This is a genomic window from Paenibacillus sp. FW101-FHT12H11, assembly GCF_058790355.1.
The window spans coordinates 63,861-76,380 of the sequence record NZ_JBYTCO010000011.1 but is presented as its reverse complement, the minus strand read 5'-3'; the positions used below and the strand labels follow the sequence as shown (position 1 = coordinate 76,380).

The 12,520-nt window shown below is 48.4% G+C and carries 15 protein-coding genes; 9 read left to right on the top strand and 6 right to left on the bottom strand.

Going from position 1 to position 12,520, the window contains the following annotated elements; all coding sequences use genetic code 11:
* Positions 1-18: 18 nt before the first annotated feature.
* The 4 genes from AC3WTJ_RS30195 to nadE all read left to right on the top strand — a co-directional run bounded on the left by AC3WTJ_RS30195 (position 19) and on the right by nadE (position 2,831).
* A complete protein-coding gene (locus AC3WTJ_RS30195; RefSeq protein ID WP_492524858.1) occupies positions 19-906 on the top strand; it encodes a prolipoprotein diacylglyceryl transferase family protein in 888 nt (295 codons plus the stop codon).
* Positions 903-1,295 (top strand): DUF3905 domain-containing protein, encoded by a 393-nt coding sequence (locus AC3WTJ_RS30190; protein ID WP_492524857.1) that lies wholly within the window; start codon positions 903-905, stop codon positions 1,293-1,295. Before AC3WTJ_RS30195 ends, AC3WTJ_RS30190 begins: the two co-directional genes overlap by 4 nt.
* Positions 1,296-1,428: 133 nt before the next feature.
* A complete protein-coding gene (locus AC3WTJ_RS30185) occupies positions 1,429-1,866 on the top strand; it encodes a BrxA/BrxB family bacilliredoxin (RefSeq protein ID WP_315954941.1) in 438 nt (145 codons plus the stop codon).
* Between the two features lie 155 nt (positions 1,867-2,021).
* A complete protein-coding gene (gene nadE, locus AC3WTJ_RS30180; RefSeq protein WP_157323460.1) occupies positions 2,022-2,831 on the top strand; it encodes an NAD(+) synthase in 810 nt (269 codons plus the stop codon).
* A gap of 74 nt (positions 2,832-2,905) precedes the next feature.
* Here nadE and AC3WTJ_RS30175 read toward each other — a convergent pair whose 3' ends face one another.
* Complete coding sequence (locus tag AC3WTJ_RS30175; protein WP_492524856.1) at positions 2,906-3,883, bottom strand: aldo/keto reductase; 978 nt, start codon at positions 3,881-3,883, stop codon at positions 2,906-2,908.
* A 239-nt stretch (positions 3,884-4,122) separates the two neighbouring features.
* Here AC3WTJ_RS30175 and acpS point away from each other — a divergent pair, with 239 nt between their 5' ends.
* Positions 4,123-4,509 carry a holo-ACP synthase gene (gene acpS, locus AC3WTJ_RS30170; RefSeq protein ID WP_407870347.1) on the top strand — a complete coding sequence of 129 codons (387 nt, stop codon included), beginning with the start codon at positions 4,123-4,125 and terminating at the stop codon, positions 4,507-4,509.
* 5 nt (positions 4,510-4,514) lie between these two features.
* Here the strand turns inward: acpS and AC3WTJ_RS30165 are convergent, their stop codons facing one another.
* The gene (locus AC3WTJ_RS30165; RefSeq protein WP_492524855.1) at positions 4,515-4,916 is read right to left on the bottom strand and encodes a c-type cytochrome; all 402 of its coding nucleotides are present in this window, start codon (positions 4,914-4,916) and stop codon (positions 4,515-4,517) included.
* Between the two features lie 46 nt (positions 4,917-4,962).
* Complete coding sequence (locus AC3WTJ_RS30160; protein ID WP_492524854.1) at positions 4,963-5,526, bottom strand: hypothetical protein; 564 nt, start codon at positions 5,524-5,526, stop codon at positions 4,963-4,965.
* Positions 5,527-5,625: 99 nt separating this feature from the next.
* Here AC3WTJ_RS30160 and mutY point away from each other — a divergent pair, with 99 nt between their 5' ends.
* Positions 5,626-6,747 carry an A/G-specific adenine glycosylase gene (mutY, locus tag AC3WTJ_RS30155; protein WP_492524853.1) on the top strand — a complete coding sequence of 374 codons (1,122 nt, stop codon included), beginning with the start codon at positions 5,626-5,628 and terminating at the stop codon, positions 6,745-6,747.
* A gap of 21 nt (positions 6,748-6,768) precedes the next feature.
* Here the strand turns inward: mutY and AC3WTJ_RS30150 are convergent, their stop codons facing one another.
* From AC3WTJ_RS30150 to yfhS, 3 genes are all read right to left on the bottom strand, one after another.
* Complete coding sequence (locus tag AC3WTJ_RS30150) at positions 6,769-7,452, bottom strand: Crp/Fnr family transcriptional regulator (protein WP_492524852.1); 684 nt, start codon at positions 7,450-7,452, stop codon at positions 6,769-6,771.
* 205 nt (positions 7,453-7,657) lie between these two features.
* Positions 7,658-8,269, bottom strand: coding sequence for a superoxide dismutase (locus AC3WTJ_RS30145; RefSeq protein WP_492524851.1), 612 nt, complete (start codon positions 8,267-8,269; stop codon positions 7,658-7,660).
* An 87-nt stretch (positions 8,270-8,356) separates the two neighbouring features.
* Positions 8,357-8,578, bottom strand: coding sequence for a mother cell protein YfhS (gene yfhS / locus AC3WTJ_RS30140; RefSeq protein WP_492524850.1), 222 nt, complete (start codon positions 8,576-8,578; stop codon positions 8,357-8,359).
* Positions 8,579-8,729: 151 nt separating this feature from the next.
* On the opposite strand from yfhS, the gene AC3WTJ_RS30135 reads away from it, so the two are divergent.
* Genes AC3WTJ_RS30135 through AC3WTJ_RS30125 form a run of 3 tightly spaced genes read left to right on the top strand, consistent with a single transcriptional unit; the run spans position 8,730 to position 12,513 of the window.
* Positions 8,730-10,289 (top strand): spore germination protein, encoded by a 1,560-nt coding sequence (locus AC3WTJ_RS30135; protein WP_492524849.1) that lies wholly within the window; start codon positions 8,730-8,732, stop codon positions 10,287-10,289.
* Positions 10,289-11,398, top strand: a complete 1,110-nt coding sequence (locus tag AC3WTJ_RS30130) for a GerAB/ArcD/ProY family transporter (protein ID WP_492524848.1) — start codon at positions 10,289-10,291, stop codon at positions 11,396-11,398. Before AC3WTJ_RS30135 ends, AC3WTJ_RS30130 begins: the two co-directional genes overlap by 1 nt.
* Positions 11,398-12,513: a Ger(x)C family spore germination protein gene (locus AC3WTJ_RS30125; RefSeq protein WP_492524847.1), complete on the top strand. Its 1,116-nt coding sequence runs from the start codon at positions 11,398-11,400 to the stop codon at positions 12,511-12,513. Before AC3WTJ_RS30130 ends, AC3WTJ_RS30125 begins: the two co-directional genes overlap by 1 nt.
* Positions 12,514-12,520 lie beyond the last annotated feature (7 nt).

Genomic DNA, 12,520 nt, shown 5'->3' with positions numbered 1-12,520 from the left:
GAGAGGGAGGCGATAAGAATGCCGGATGTATTTCAGTTAGGGCCATTGCAGCTGCAAGGGAAGCTGGTAGCGGTGCTTTTGGCTTGCGTTATAGGCTTATGGTTGATTCGGAGGGCAGCGCGGCAAGTACGCAGTGGGGAAGAAGCCTCCATGACTAAGTCGATTGATGATATCGTTTTTGCTGGTGCAATCATCGTATTAATTGCATGGAAGCTTGGCATTATCGTCACACAACCCTCGATACTCTGGACAAGTCCATTGAAACTTCTTATGGTAGTAGGCTCTAGCACAGAAATAATGCTTGGACTGCTATTGGCTGTTGTTTATATGTACGTTCAAATAAGAAAACAGCGGATACCGCTGTACGTTTTTCTAGATATATTGGTTACTGGTCTGACTGCGGCCATCTTTGTATATTGTGCGCTGATCCCGGGATACGGATTGCCGACTACATGGCCATGGGGCATTCGTGTGGAAGGTACGATATCGCGTTTTCATCCTTTTCACGCCTATGTATCATTGCTGCTTCTCCCTTTGCTTATTTGGCAGATTGGGTATGAGGGGCGTCGGAATCGCTGCGGGAGGGGGATTTTACTGAAGTACTCACTGATGTACGGAGGCGCGGTAGGGATGTTGGCTAGTTTTTTTGCGGCTGCGAAGCCGGAACTGCTTTATTTAAGCTTGGCGCAGCTGATCTTTCTTTTCATGATCATAGTTGGAATGCTTCTACCTGCTTTGGCACATAATACTGGCAGAAGGGAGCTGAGTGTAATGAGTCAAAACGATTCCAAGACCCAAATCCAACAAGAGCAGCAAAACAAAGAACGCGAGAAGTCGCAATCCGGTGCAGGTAAAGAGGGCTTCGTGGACAAAAAACTGGATGGACCCAACCGGCCATCGACATGAGCAAAGATCCGAAGAAAGCAGCCCAATCCGCTCAGGACCCAAACAATCTCGATCCTTTCGAGATCGATTTTCTCCCGCAATTTGAGCAGGGGCGCGGTCCGCGCGACGCGTTCGTGAACGAACATGGAGTCGTCATCGGCGATCATGAGTATGAATCAGACAACTCCCCGCTGGAGCAGTGGACGGCTGAGACCGATCCTGAAGTCATGGCAGGCGATGAATGGGTTCATCCGTATAAGGACATTGGCTTTCAAAGCGCCGAGAATCGCGACTATTTCGAAAAAGGCATCGTGCCGCAAAGCGGGATTTTCACGCATCCGGATAAAGATGTTTCCTTTGAGCCGGGAGAGGCTTCTAGTACGAGGAAAAAGGATGAGGCGGAAGCTTAATAGCTTTCGCTTTATTTCTATTTGTGTCAGAAGCCGGCTATAGGTACTTTGCATTCACCGCCAACGGATGTATAATATAAGTTGTAACGATTACGTTTTGAGAGTAACTATTAAATCCTAAGGGGTGGAACATATGGCAATGTCTTTTGATTCTTACATGAAAGATATGGTTAAACCGATGAGAGAAGATTTGACTCGTCTGGGAATTACGGAGCTTCTGACTCCGGAGCAAGTGGATGAAGTGATGGAGAAATCCAAAGACGGCACTATGCTGCTGGTAATCAATTCCGTTTGCGGATGTGCAGCAGGCCAATGTCGTCCTGGGGTAGCCAAAGCGCTTCAAAACGATACACTGCCAACGTACACATACACGGTGTTCGCAGGTCAAGAGAAGGATGCAACAGCGAAGGCTCGTGAATATTTGGCACCATACCCGCCATCATCCCCATCCATCGCATTGTTCAAAAATGGTGAGCTTGCTCACTTCATTCAACGTCACCAAATTGAAGACCGTTCCGCTGACATGATCGCAGGCGATTTGATCGGTGCTTTCAACCAATATTGCAAATAAGGAATAATGACTCGCTATTGCAGCTGATGCATGGCGGGTCTTTTCCTTTTTATGGGCAGAAAAATGCGATTATTCTTTGAAATTTTGAGAGTGAAAGTCTATACTAGATTTCAAAGAAGGTTGGTTTTTACACTGTAGAAAAGGTGGAGAGAGGCATGAGTTTGCAAGCAGAAATTATCGCAAAGCTTGGCGTTAAGCCGGAAATTGATATTGACGAAGAAATCCGCAAACGTGTGGACTTTCTGAAAAATTATGTGCTCGGCGCGAAAGCCAACGGCCTGCTGATCGCAATCAGCGGCGGAATCGATAGCGCGGTAGCGACGGGTTTGTGCAAGCAGGCGACGGACGAGCTGACTGCGGAGAAAGGCACCGAGTACAAGACGGTCGGCGTGTTTCAACCCTACGGCCAACAAGTAGACATCGAAGATAGCTACGCGGTGGCCAAAGCATTCGATTTGAAATACCAAATCGAGAACAATATTGAAGAGGCCGTCGACGAAATCGCCATTGAAGTCGAATACGGGCTTAAACATATCGGGGTTCACCAGCATGTGAGCCGTGGCGGCAAAGGCAACGTCAAAGCGCGCACGCGCATGGTGATGCAGTATGCTCTTGCTTTTGAACTCGGCTTAATCGTTGTGGGCACAGACCATGCCTCCGAAGCGATTACCGGATTCTTTACGAAATATGGCGACGGTGCCGTCGACATTACACCGCTTAGCACGCTGAATAAGCGGCAAGTGCGAGCTCTTGCAGCGAAGCTGGGCGTTCCGCAAAGCGTGCTGGACAAAGCTCCGACCGCAGGTCTCTGGGACGGCCAGACGGACGAGAACGAGCTTGGCATTACATACGGCGATAACAGCGACTACTTGGAAGGCAAGCAAATCGATCCGGCTGTCCAAGAAAAGCTGGAGAAGCAATATCTCAAAACGGAGCATAAACGTATTCCGATTCCGGGTATTTAAGCCCGTTAATCAAAACCCCCGGCCTTGTCAGGTCGGGGGTTGTTTGTATGTTCAGGGGCGAGTGGATGCCGCACCTATGGAACGCGCACACCGCGTGAGCTTTCAAGCAGCGTATACCACTCTTCGCGTGTCATATTTTCAGATACGCGAAGCGCATCTTGGCAAGCACGGATACGCTCGACAGATGAAGTGCCGATGACCGGCTGAATGCGAGCCGGGTGCTTCATTAACCAGCCAAGTACGATGGCTTCCAAGCTTGTTTCTTGCTCGGCAGCCAGATTCTTAACGAGGGCTGCCGTTCTTACGATGTTATCGGGCGCATCCTCCAAAACTTTGCCAGAGAAGATGCCTTTGGCCAGCGGGCCCCAAGCCTGGATTTGGATGTCCGCCATCTGGCAGTGCTCCAGGATGCCATCGGCGAAATTGACGCCTACGCCGGCTTTTTGATTGACAAGGATACCTTGTTCAATCCAGTCCAGGCGAGCCAGGCTCAATTCCAGCTGGTTCACCACCAGCGGCTCCGGCAAAGAATTTTGAATGAACCGCATTTGCGCAGCGGTCATATTGGAAACGCCGAAGTGGCGCACTTTGCCGGCAGAACGCAATAGATTAAAAGCTTCTGCGATTTCTTCAGGTTCCATAAGCGGATCTGGGCGGTGAAGCAGGAGAACATCCAGATGTTCCACGCCTAGTCGGCTCAGGATGCCATCGACTGCGGGAATCATGTGATTTTTGCTAAAATCAAAACGCTGTGGATTCACATCATCCTGGAAACGGATGCCCACTTTGGATTGAAGGATGATTTGATCGCGAAGATCAGGTCTTTTCTTCAGGACTTCGCCGAAAACAATTTCCGACTTTCCTCTTTTATAAATATCGGCATGATCGAACATGGTGATGCCAATGGAAAGCGCAGCTTCTACAGCTTTCTCAGCAACGATATAATCTTCCTTGGTCAAAGGAGCTGCCGTCCAGTCCCCGCCAATGCCCATACATCCAAAAGCAATTCGGCTGTTCGATATTCCACGTTTTTCAAGTGGCATGATTCTCATTTATGTAGGCCTCCCAGCTTTTCATCTATGTCCAGTATACGCCTAGTTCCTGCGTGGCATAAGAACTGAAAATAGGGTAACTTACTTACCTGGAAGTAACTAGAAGTCTTTTGAAAGTTTCCCGGAAGCTTGCTAATAGCCCACTGATAGCCCCTGAAAGCAAACAGTCCCCTTGACCATGAAGAGTGAATCGTGTACAGTGGACGCAAAACGCAGCAGAAAAGTGGTGCTCACGAGCGATGATTATTGGCGTCGGAACGGATTTAGTGGAAATTGCGCGAGTGCGCAAGATGCTGGAAGGTTCAGCGGGTGAAAGGTTTCTGGAGCGGATTATGACGCCTCCGGAGAGAGAGCTTGCGCAAAAACGCCGAGGGCGATTAGCGGAGTTTGCTTCCGGCCGTTTTGCGGCCAAGGAAGCCATTGTCAAAGCAATCGGCTGCGGTATCGGCAAGCAGATTGGCTTTCAGGATGTGGAGGTGCTGCCCGATGGACTGGGCAAGCCGGTATGCCACGTGCGCGAGGAAGCGCTGCAGCGGGCAGGCTTAATAGGCAGCCTACGCATCCATATCAGCATCACGCATACGGAATCGATGGCTGCCGCCTATGCGATTGTAGAGCAGCTCTAAGGCTGCTATTTTTTGGAGCTGAGCCAATCGCTCAGCTGTCCGATTTCATCCTCGGACAACTTCGTGCTGTAAGCGGGCATGCCGCCGCCGCCGTTTTTGATCTGGTTCGCGATCTGTTCTTTGGTCATTTGGCTGCCGACCTTTTGCAAATTGGTTTTGGCGCCGGCCCTGCCAGCCAGATCAACACCGTGGCAGCTGATGCACTTGTTCGCTGTGAAGAGCTCCTGCGCCTTCACGAACGCAGGGTTGCTCTCGCTTGCTGCGGTGGCAGCCGGAGGCTTCGGTGTGGCTTCGCCACTGGAAGCCCCGCCGCATGCAGCTAATGCGAGCACCATCGGCGCAAGGACGAGTGCGCCGATTCTCCATCGCCATGCTGTGCGCAGCATGGTTTCTTTGTTTTGCCTCATAGTGAGTGTCCTCCTATTTGCCGCTGAATGTATGTCTTGCACGTTCCTAGCTCTGCCGCCCCCAAACGCGCAGCATATATCCGCATACGACGAGGCTGATACCGCCCATGCCTTCAAGGATGACGGCGGAATAGCCCAGATACCATACACCCATTACAGCGGACAAGGCGAACAGCCACAGTCCCAAATAAATCAAAGGTCTGCCCAGCAGCAGCCCGAACTGCACAAATCCAATTGCGAGAATGAAAGCCCGCAGCACAGGGGCGAATAAAGGCCCGATAGCGCCAATGGCCTCAAGCAAAGCGATAGCTGCAATCAACATCACGCCAGGCAGCAACAGCAGAGCCGGATGCCCCCAGCCGCTTTGGTCCTGTAAGCCCTCTCCGTCAGCGCGGAAATCCTTCCGAAGACTCCACAACTGCACCAAGCTCGCTATCACAGCGGTAAGGAGGGCGGCTTGTTTTAACCAATCCAGGTCGCGCCAATAGATCGCAATATCCATAAGCGCACTGAACATCCACTCCGCGCCCCAGATGAAGAGCAGAGGGAGGAGAGCACGCGCTTCGCCGATCCATAATTTCCTTTTATGTACTTGCTTCTCGTTTTGCATACATTCACCTCTAGTTTTATGTTCCGCAATTCTCGTATAATGGACTCATGTCCATTCATTCATTATAACTGGAACGCGCCCTATAGAGAAGGAGAGCTCATGTACAGTCAAGAACAAATGCTTTATTTTTCCGAAAATTTACTGGATTGGTACCATACGCACAAACGTGATTTACCATGGCGAAGAAGTAAAAACCCTTATTATATATGGATTTCCGAAGTCATGCTGCAGCAAACCCGAGTGGATACGGTAATTCCATATTTTCATCGGTTTATTGATCAATTCCCAACGGTAGAAGCCCTGGCGACTGCACCTGAGGAGAATGTGCTGAAGGCCTGGGAGGGATTAGGCTATTATTCGCGTGCAAGGAATCTTCAAACTGCGGTGCGTGAAGTGCACGAGCGTTATGGCGGCATCGTTCCGCAGACGAAAGAAGAGATTTCATCGTTAAAAGGTGTCGGGCCCTATACGTCTGGAGCGGTACTAAGCATTGCCTACAATAAGCCGGAGCCGGCCGTAGACGGTAATGTCATGCGCGTGTTGTCGCGTTATTTTCTCATTGAAGAAGATATTATGAAGCCGGCGACTCGGACCCGTATGGAAAAGCTGGCGCGCGAGCTCATTCTGGAAGGAACGGCGAGTGACTTTAATCAAGCGTTGATGGAGCTTGGGGCTATGGTATGTACGCCTCGGTCGCCGCACTGCTTGACGTGTCCCGTCATGACCCATTGTTCTGCGCGTGAAGCCGGGATGGAAGAAGGCTTGCCCATCAAAAAGAAAGCCAAACCGCCTCGTCCTGAGCTGCGGGCAGTGGCTTTGATCGAAGGTACGGGTGAGAATGAAGGCAAATGGCTGATCAGACAGCGTCCGCAGGAAGGATTGTTAGCGCGTATGTGGGAGCTGCCGCATGTAACGTGGGAGCCGGAGGGATGGCTCTCTGACGATGAGAACAAGGACGTGCTGCGCAAAGCGCTTGCAGACCAAGAGCAAATCATGATCCAACCTGGCGAGTGGTTCATGGATACGGAGCATATTTTCAGCCATATTGTCTGGAAAATGAAAGTATTTCGCGCCAAGCTCACCAGCTTAAGCCACCCAACCAACGGGGGAGAATGGGTCCCGTTCCATTACCGCTGGGTAGGCCCGGAAGAGCTGCAGCAGTATGCTTTCCCGAATGTGTTCATTCGGATTATGAAAGAGTGGCAGGAGAGCAACGAGTAGGTGCTCCCTGATCCTCGGATATTAGCGGATTTCGGCCTTAATCGCTTCCACATTTCTTAATGTGATTAACTTTTTATCAATTTGTATGAGATCGTCGTCCTGGAGCTCTTGCAGCACCTTGGTAACGGACTCCCGTACAGTGCCCACCATATTGGCGAGCTGCTGATGCGTCAATTTGACATTAATCAGAAGGCCGTCCTGTGCAGGGATGCCATGTTGCTCGGATAGGCGAATAATGGTTTTAATAATGCGTGAGCGCACGCCAAGAAACGTCAGATCATAGATCTGGTCATTGGCTTGACGCAATCGGCCCATCGTTGTTTCCAAGAGCTTTAGGCATAGCCTAGGGCTCTTTTCCATGTATTGCACAAAGGAAGTGCGCTTCAGCGCATAAAGTGTGCAGGCTTCCAGCGTCTCAGCGGTTGCCGATCGGGTAAGACCGGCGCTAATCAGAGACATCTCACCAAAAAAATCCCCGTCCCGAAACAAAGCCAGAATGATCTCCTTGGCTTCATCCAACCGATATATTTTGACGACACCCGATTTGATAAGGAATAACTCCTCGCCTGCATCGCCTTCCAAGAATAGAATGCTGCCCTTCTTCACTTTTTTTTCAATAAACAAAGGCGCGATGCCTACTAAATCAGCTTGTGAGAGTTCTTGGAAAAGAGGAACATTTTGAAGTAGGGGGACGATTGATTTCACAGGGCTCTCAACTCATTTCAGGATAATATTGGTTACCGTTATCGTACTACTTTCCCGAAAAACCGTAAACAATTTCCACCATTAATAGTCCCAAAGGAGGATGTCCGAGGATGTCCCTAGGTCGCCGCACAGGGGTCAAATGAAAAAAAAGAGCTGCCTTCAAGTAGAAACATCTACTCGATGGACAGCTCCTTGTATGGCTAGCTTATTTCGCAGCGTCGTAACGCTTGCCAACTGCAGCCCAGTTCACAACGTTCCAGAACGCTGCGATGTAGTCAGGGCGTTTGTTTTGGTAGTTCAGGTAGTAAGCATGCTCCCAAACATCAAGACCAAGGATTGGCGTTTCGCCTTCCATGATCGGGCTGTCTTGGTTAGGCAAGCTGTATACTTTCAATTTGCCAGCTTTGTCAACAGCCAGGAAAGCCCAGCCGGAACCAAAGCGTGTTGTTGCTGCTGCAGCGAAGTCAGCTTTGAATTTATCAAAACCGCCAAGCTCGCTCTCGATAGCTGCTGCAAGCGCGCCAGTAGGTGCTCCGCCAGCGTTTGGTGCGATAACTTCCCAGAACAGGGAGTGGTTCGCGTGTCCGCCACCGTTGTTGCGAACAGCCGTACGAATATCTTCAGGAAGGCTGTTCAGGTCAGCGATCAGGTCATTAAGGGATTTATCGTGCAGAGCAGGATGCTTGTCCAAAGCTGCATTCAAGTTCGTCACGTAAGCGTTATGGTGACGATCGTGGTGAATTTCCATCGTTTTTGCATCGATGTGTGGCTCAAGTGCATCGTTCGCATAAGGAAGAGCTGGTAGTTGATGTGCCATTGTATAAATACCTCCTAAAATTATGTAGATTCAACTTCTTCATTATGAAGGAATTTCGATAATAAAGCAACATCTATGTTTACTAAGTCAGACGCCGCGACGTTGAATTTCCTGAATGATTTGATTGTGGATATGGGTGCCCTGCTCATTAAGCCAAGGGGATAAGTCGCTCATTTGCCTGTGGCTGCTCTGGAGTTCAATCTCCGTCCATTCACTGGGCTTCATTGTGCTTAGTACTTGAAAGTCGCGGATTTTCCGCGGATATTCTGAATTGGATTCCTCGTGGGTAGACATGGTTTCACCTCGCATTCCTCCTATAACATCCGAAATATTTCCACCTTTTATACATCTCTAACCGCAAAAAGCTGATTTTCACGGGGCTCGAAAAAAAGTCATGAATAATCCGTGGAAATTCAAGGGAAAATGAGACGACAAGATTGGATGAGGTAAGAGGGTGTTCATGATGAGTTTTGTTCGCCGATTATTTCGCTGGACGAACCGAGTATTCATTCAAGCAGCCGAACCGGAGCAGAACAATCATTTTGCACCAGGGGGCACTTCGCTGCACACCACTCTTACAGAGAATGTAAAGGTGCTGCAGACGCTATTTAACAAAACACCGGACTTGGTCGTCCGCACCTTCACTTATAAACAAACGGATAGCCAAGCGGCACTTGTGTATCTATCCGGGCTTGTCGATAAAAATGCGATCAACAACAACGTCTTGCACCAGCTCATGTTTCGTCATGAAGATACAACAGAAGGCGAGCTGCCTGTAACGCTTGGACTTATGAGCACAATAGCGACATGGGAGCAAATTGAGACCTCTGTCTTGCACGGGTATAGCGTTCTATTCATTGATGGACTGCTGCATGCCTATGCCATGGATACGCAGGGCTGGCCGCAAAGGGCGATTACAGATTCGCAGATCGAGGCTTCGTTAAAAGGAGCGCACCAAGGGTTTGTCGAGACTGACTCTCAGAATATCGCCTTAATTCGCCGGTATATCAGCAGCACGGAGCTGAAGATCAAGGAGTATTATATAGGCCGAAGAGCGAGAAGCAAAGTTTCCCTTTTGTATTTGGAAGATGTTGCGTTGCCCGAGCTTTTGCAGGAATTGGAGAACAGGATTACGAGGTTAAATGTAGACTGCATATTAAATACAGGAGAACTTGCCGAATATATCGAGGATAACTCCTTCTCCTTGTTTCCACAATTTATTACGACGGAACGACCTGATACAGCGGCTTCTCAAATTCTGCAAGGAAGAATCTGCGTTGTGTTGGATCGTTCGTCAAGCGTGTTGGTTGCACCAATGAACCTGGTCTCATTTTTTCAGGGCATTGATGACTACAGCATGCGTTGGCCTGTGGCGACCTTCCTTCGGCTGCTGCGCATATTGGCTTGTTTTGTGGCCGCTTTCCTGCCGGGGATCTATATTGCTTGCATTTCCTTCAATCATGAAGTGATTCCTCTAGATCTTATTTTATCTATCGGTGAGTTTAGAGCTGTTGTTCCTTATCCGCCGCTCATCGAAGCTTTAATTATGGAGATTATGCTCGAAATGCTTCGTGAGGCTGGCATTCGATTGCCAGCCCCCGTAGGGCAGACGGTAGGTATCGTGGGCGGAATCGTCATCGGGCAAGCGGCTGTTCAAGCGGGGATCGTCAGCAACCTGATGGTCGTGATTGTGGCTTCTACGGCGGTGGCCTCTTTCATCCTTCCCAACTATGACATGGCTTCGTCCATTCGATTAATTCGCTTTCCTATGATGGTTCTTGCTTCCATTTTCGGCATTGTCGGGATTGTAGTTGGCTACATGGTTTTGGTTGCGCACCTCATTAATTTAAAATCACTAGGCCAGTCCTATACTTCACCGCTTGCCCCCATACGTCTAGGGGATTGGAAAGATGGTTTCGTACGTGTGCCGCTATGGAAGATGATTAAGCGTCCACAAAGCGTTCGAACTCTTCAGAAAAAGAAGATGGCCTCAAAACGGGCAAAAGGTGATGACAGCTAATGCCACAGACAGGGAATACCTATGAAAATAACAAAATTACACGTTTGCAGTTTATCTTTTTGATTCATGGGATGCAGGTAGGCGTAGGCGTGATGTCGATGCCAACCGTACTGGCGGAAATCAGCGGTACAGATGGATGGATGGCCATTTTGGGGGGCTGGGTATGTTCCGTAATCGCAAGTCTTGCCATGGTCCAAGTCATGAAAAAATATCCGAATGGAACCGTCATTCAATTGGTGAGGCATCACTTTGGCAAATGGTCCGGCATCCTGTTAACTGTAATCTTAGCGGCGTATATGATGATGTTTGCATATTTAATTTTTAACAGAATGGCACTTCTCCTCAAAACCTGGATTATGCAGCAATCCTATACTTACATTCTTATGCTATTGTTTGTTGTTCCAGCTTTTATGGTCGTAAAGGGAGGTGTTCGAAGCTTAGGACGTTTCGCGGAAGTCGTGATCTTAAGCACCATATGGATGCCCTTTATTCTGCTCTATGTATTAAAAGAGGCTCATTGGATTTATCTTCTTCCGGTTCTAAAAGAAGGCTGGATGCCGGTGTGGCACAGTGTAAGCTCAACGATACTTTCCTTTTTGGGCTTTGAAGGCGTGTTGTTTTTTTACCCTTATTTAGAAGATAAAAAGTCAGCTTCCTCCAGCGTAGTCATCGCCAACACCCTGACTCTGACCATTTACCTGTTTATAACGATCATCTGTTTTGTTGTCTATAGCCCGGATGAAATCACCCAATATCAACAAGCGCCGCTTTCCGTTGCGAAAATCATTGAATTTCGGTTTCTCGAAAGGTTCGATATTATTTTTTTATCCGTATATGTGTTCCTCATTTGCAAATCATGGTTTCCGGCCCTTCATATTGCCGTACAATGTACGGAACAGTTGGTTGCAAAAGGGAAAACGAATGCACATTTGATCGTGCTACTGGCAGGCATGATAGTGATCACCTTCTTTTGGGATATGAGCTGGTACCAGAGTAAATTTTGGGTTACACGTTTTAACCAGTTTGGAGTAGGCGTAGCTTACTTGCTTCCTTTTTGTTTATGGGGACTCTTGATTGTGAGGAATTGGATGGCGAGGTGGCGGAATTGATGCGTTTTCGAAAGGCCGTGCTGCTCCTGTTATTCATGCTGCTAGTTCTTCCAGGATGCGATGATCGGGTTGACTTGGAGGATATCTCACTCCTTCTTATGATGGGTGTTGATTTGGATAAAGACAATAATCTTGTATTTTATTCATCAAGTCCTGTTTTCAATAAGGAAGCGAAGGAGAAAAATGAACAAACGAAGGTGTACTCCACGACGGTAAGGGATTCGAGAAATAAATTGGATGCTCGTGTTTCAGCGCTTATCAGCTCTGGCAAGCTTCAGAGTATTCTTATCGGAGAGCGTGTTTTGGAACACGAGGGATGGCTGAAAGTGTTGGACCTCTGTTTCAGGGACTCCAAATCGAATATTCTGGCAAAGGTTATTGCTGTTGATGGTCCCGTTGAGGACATCATGTTCTTTAAGCCAACGAATAAGCGGAGGCTTCCTTTGCACGTCGCTACCCTTATTGATACGGCTAAGGAGCGAAATCTAATATCGGCGACAACGCTTCATAATTTGCATAGCCAGATATATGAAAAGGGAATAACGCCATACTTGCCGCAATTACGAAAAAATAAAGAAATTGTCGCAACCGGGACGGCACTCCTCAATAAAAAAGGAAAATATGTAGCAAGCCTGGATCTGAAGGAAAATCAACTTTTGCTATTGCTGCAGGGGCGGATAGAAGGCAGTTTGTCTTATACCCTTCAATTGTTGGATGAGGGTAAAAATGATTTGTTTTCCCAAGGGGCTATAACTTTCTATGTGATGCATTTCACGAAGAAAGTGAAGGTGACCTATTCGCAGGATCAGTTCCATATTCATGTCGATTTAAACCTGCCTATTTTTGTTACGGAGAAATTATTCACTTGGGATGTTGATAAGGAAGGCAAGAAGCTGGAAGAGATGATTACGACTCAGTTGGACAAGCAATTCAAAGAGCTCATTGATAAGTTTCAGAAGCACGAGATCGACCCGATCGGTTTAGGTTTGTTCGCACGCGCTTATCAGTATGAAGCGTGGAAGAAAGTGGACGATCATTGGGGCGAGGCGTTTGCCAAAGCGGATGTAAATGTGCATGTAAATACGCAGCTTAAGGACGCAGGGGAAGTGAGGTAGAGCAGAA

Bases quoted from the DNA above. Each gene is read 5' to 3' on its own strand.
- AC3WTJ_RS30135 (WP_492524849.1), top strand. From the start codon at position 8,730: ATGATGAGTTTTGTTCGCCGATTATTTCGCTGGACGAACCGAGTATTC.
- AC3WTJ_RS30190 (WP_492524857.1), top strand. From the start codon at position 903: ATGAGCAAAGATCCGAAGAAAGCAGCCCAATCCGCTCAGGACCCAAAC.
- AC3WTJ_RS30125 (WP_492524847.1), top strand. From the start codon at position 11,398: ATGCGTTTTCGAAAGGCCGTGCTGCTCCTGTTATTCATGCTGCTAGTT.
- AC3WTJ_RS30165 (WP_492524855.1), bottom strand. From the start codon at position 4,916: ATGAGGCAAAACAAAGAAACCATGCTGCGCACAGCATGGCGATGGAGA.
- mutY (WP_492524853.1), top strand. From the start codon at position 5,626: ATGTACAGTCAAGAACAAATGCTTTATTTTTCCGAAAATTTACTGGAT.
- AC3WTJ_RS30130 (WP_492524848.1), top strand. From the start codon at position 10,289: ATGCCACAGACAGGGAATACCTATGAAAATAACAAAATTACACGTTTG.
- AC3WTJ_RS30175 (WP_492524856.1), bottom strand. From the start codon at position 3,883: ATGAGAATCATGCCACTTGAAAAACGTGGAATATCGAACAGCCGAATT.
- yfhS (WP_492524850.1), bottom strand. From the start codon at position 8,578: ATGCGAGGTGAAACCATGTCTACCCACGAGGAATCCAATTCAGAATAT.
- acpS (WP_407870347.1), top strand. From the start codon at position 4,123: ATGATTATTGGCGTCGGAACGGATTTAGTGGAAATTGCGCGAGTGCGC.
- AC3WTJ_RS30160 (WP_492524854.1), bottom strand. From the start codon at position 5,526: ATGCAAAACGAGAAGCAAGTACATAAAAGGAAATTATGGATCGGCGAA.
- nadE (WP_157323460.1), top strand. From the start codon at position 2,022: ATGAGTTTGCAAGCAGAAATTATCGCAAAGCTTGGCGTTAAGCCGGAA.
- AC3WTJ_RS30145 (WP_492524851.1), bottom strand. From the start codon at position 8,269: ATGGCACATCAACTACCAGCTCTTCCTTATGCGAACGATGCACTTGAG.
- AC3WTJ_RS30195 (WP_492524858.1), top strand. From the start codon at position 19: ATGCCGGATGTATTTCAGTTAGGGCCATTGCAGCTGCAAGGGAAGCTG.
- AC3WTJ_RS30185 (WP_315954941.1), top strand. From the start codon at position 1,429: ATGGCAATGTCTTTTGATTCTTACATGAAAGATATGGTTAAACCGATG.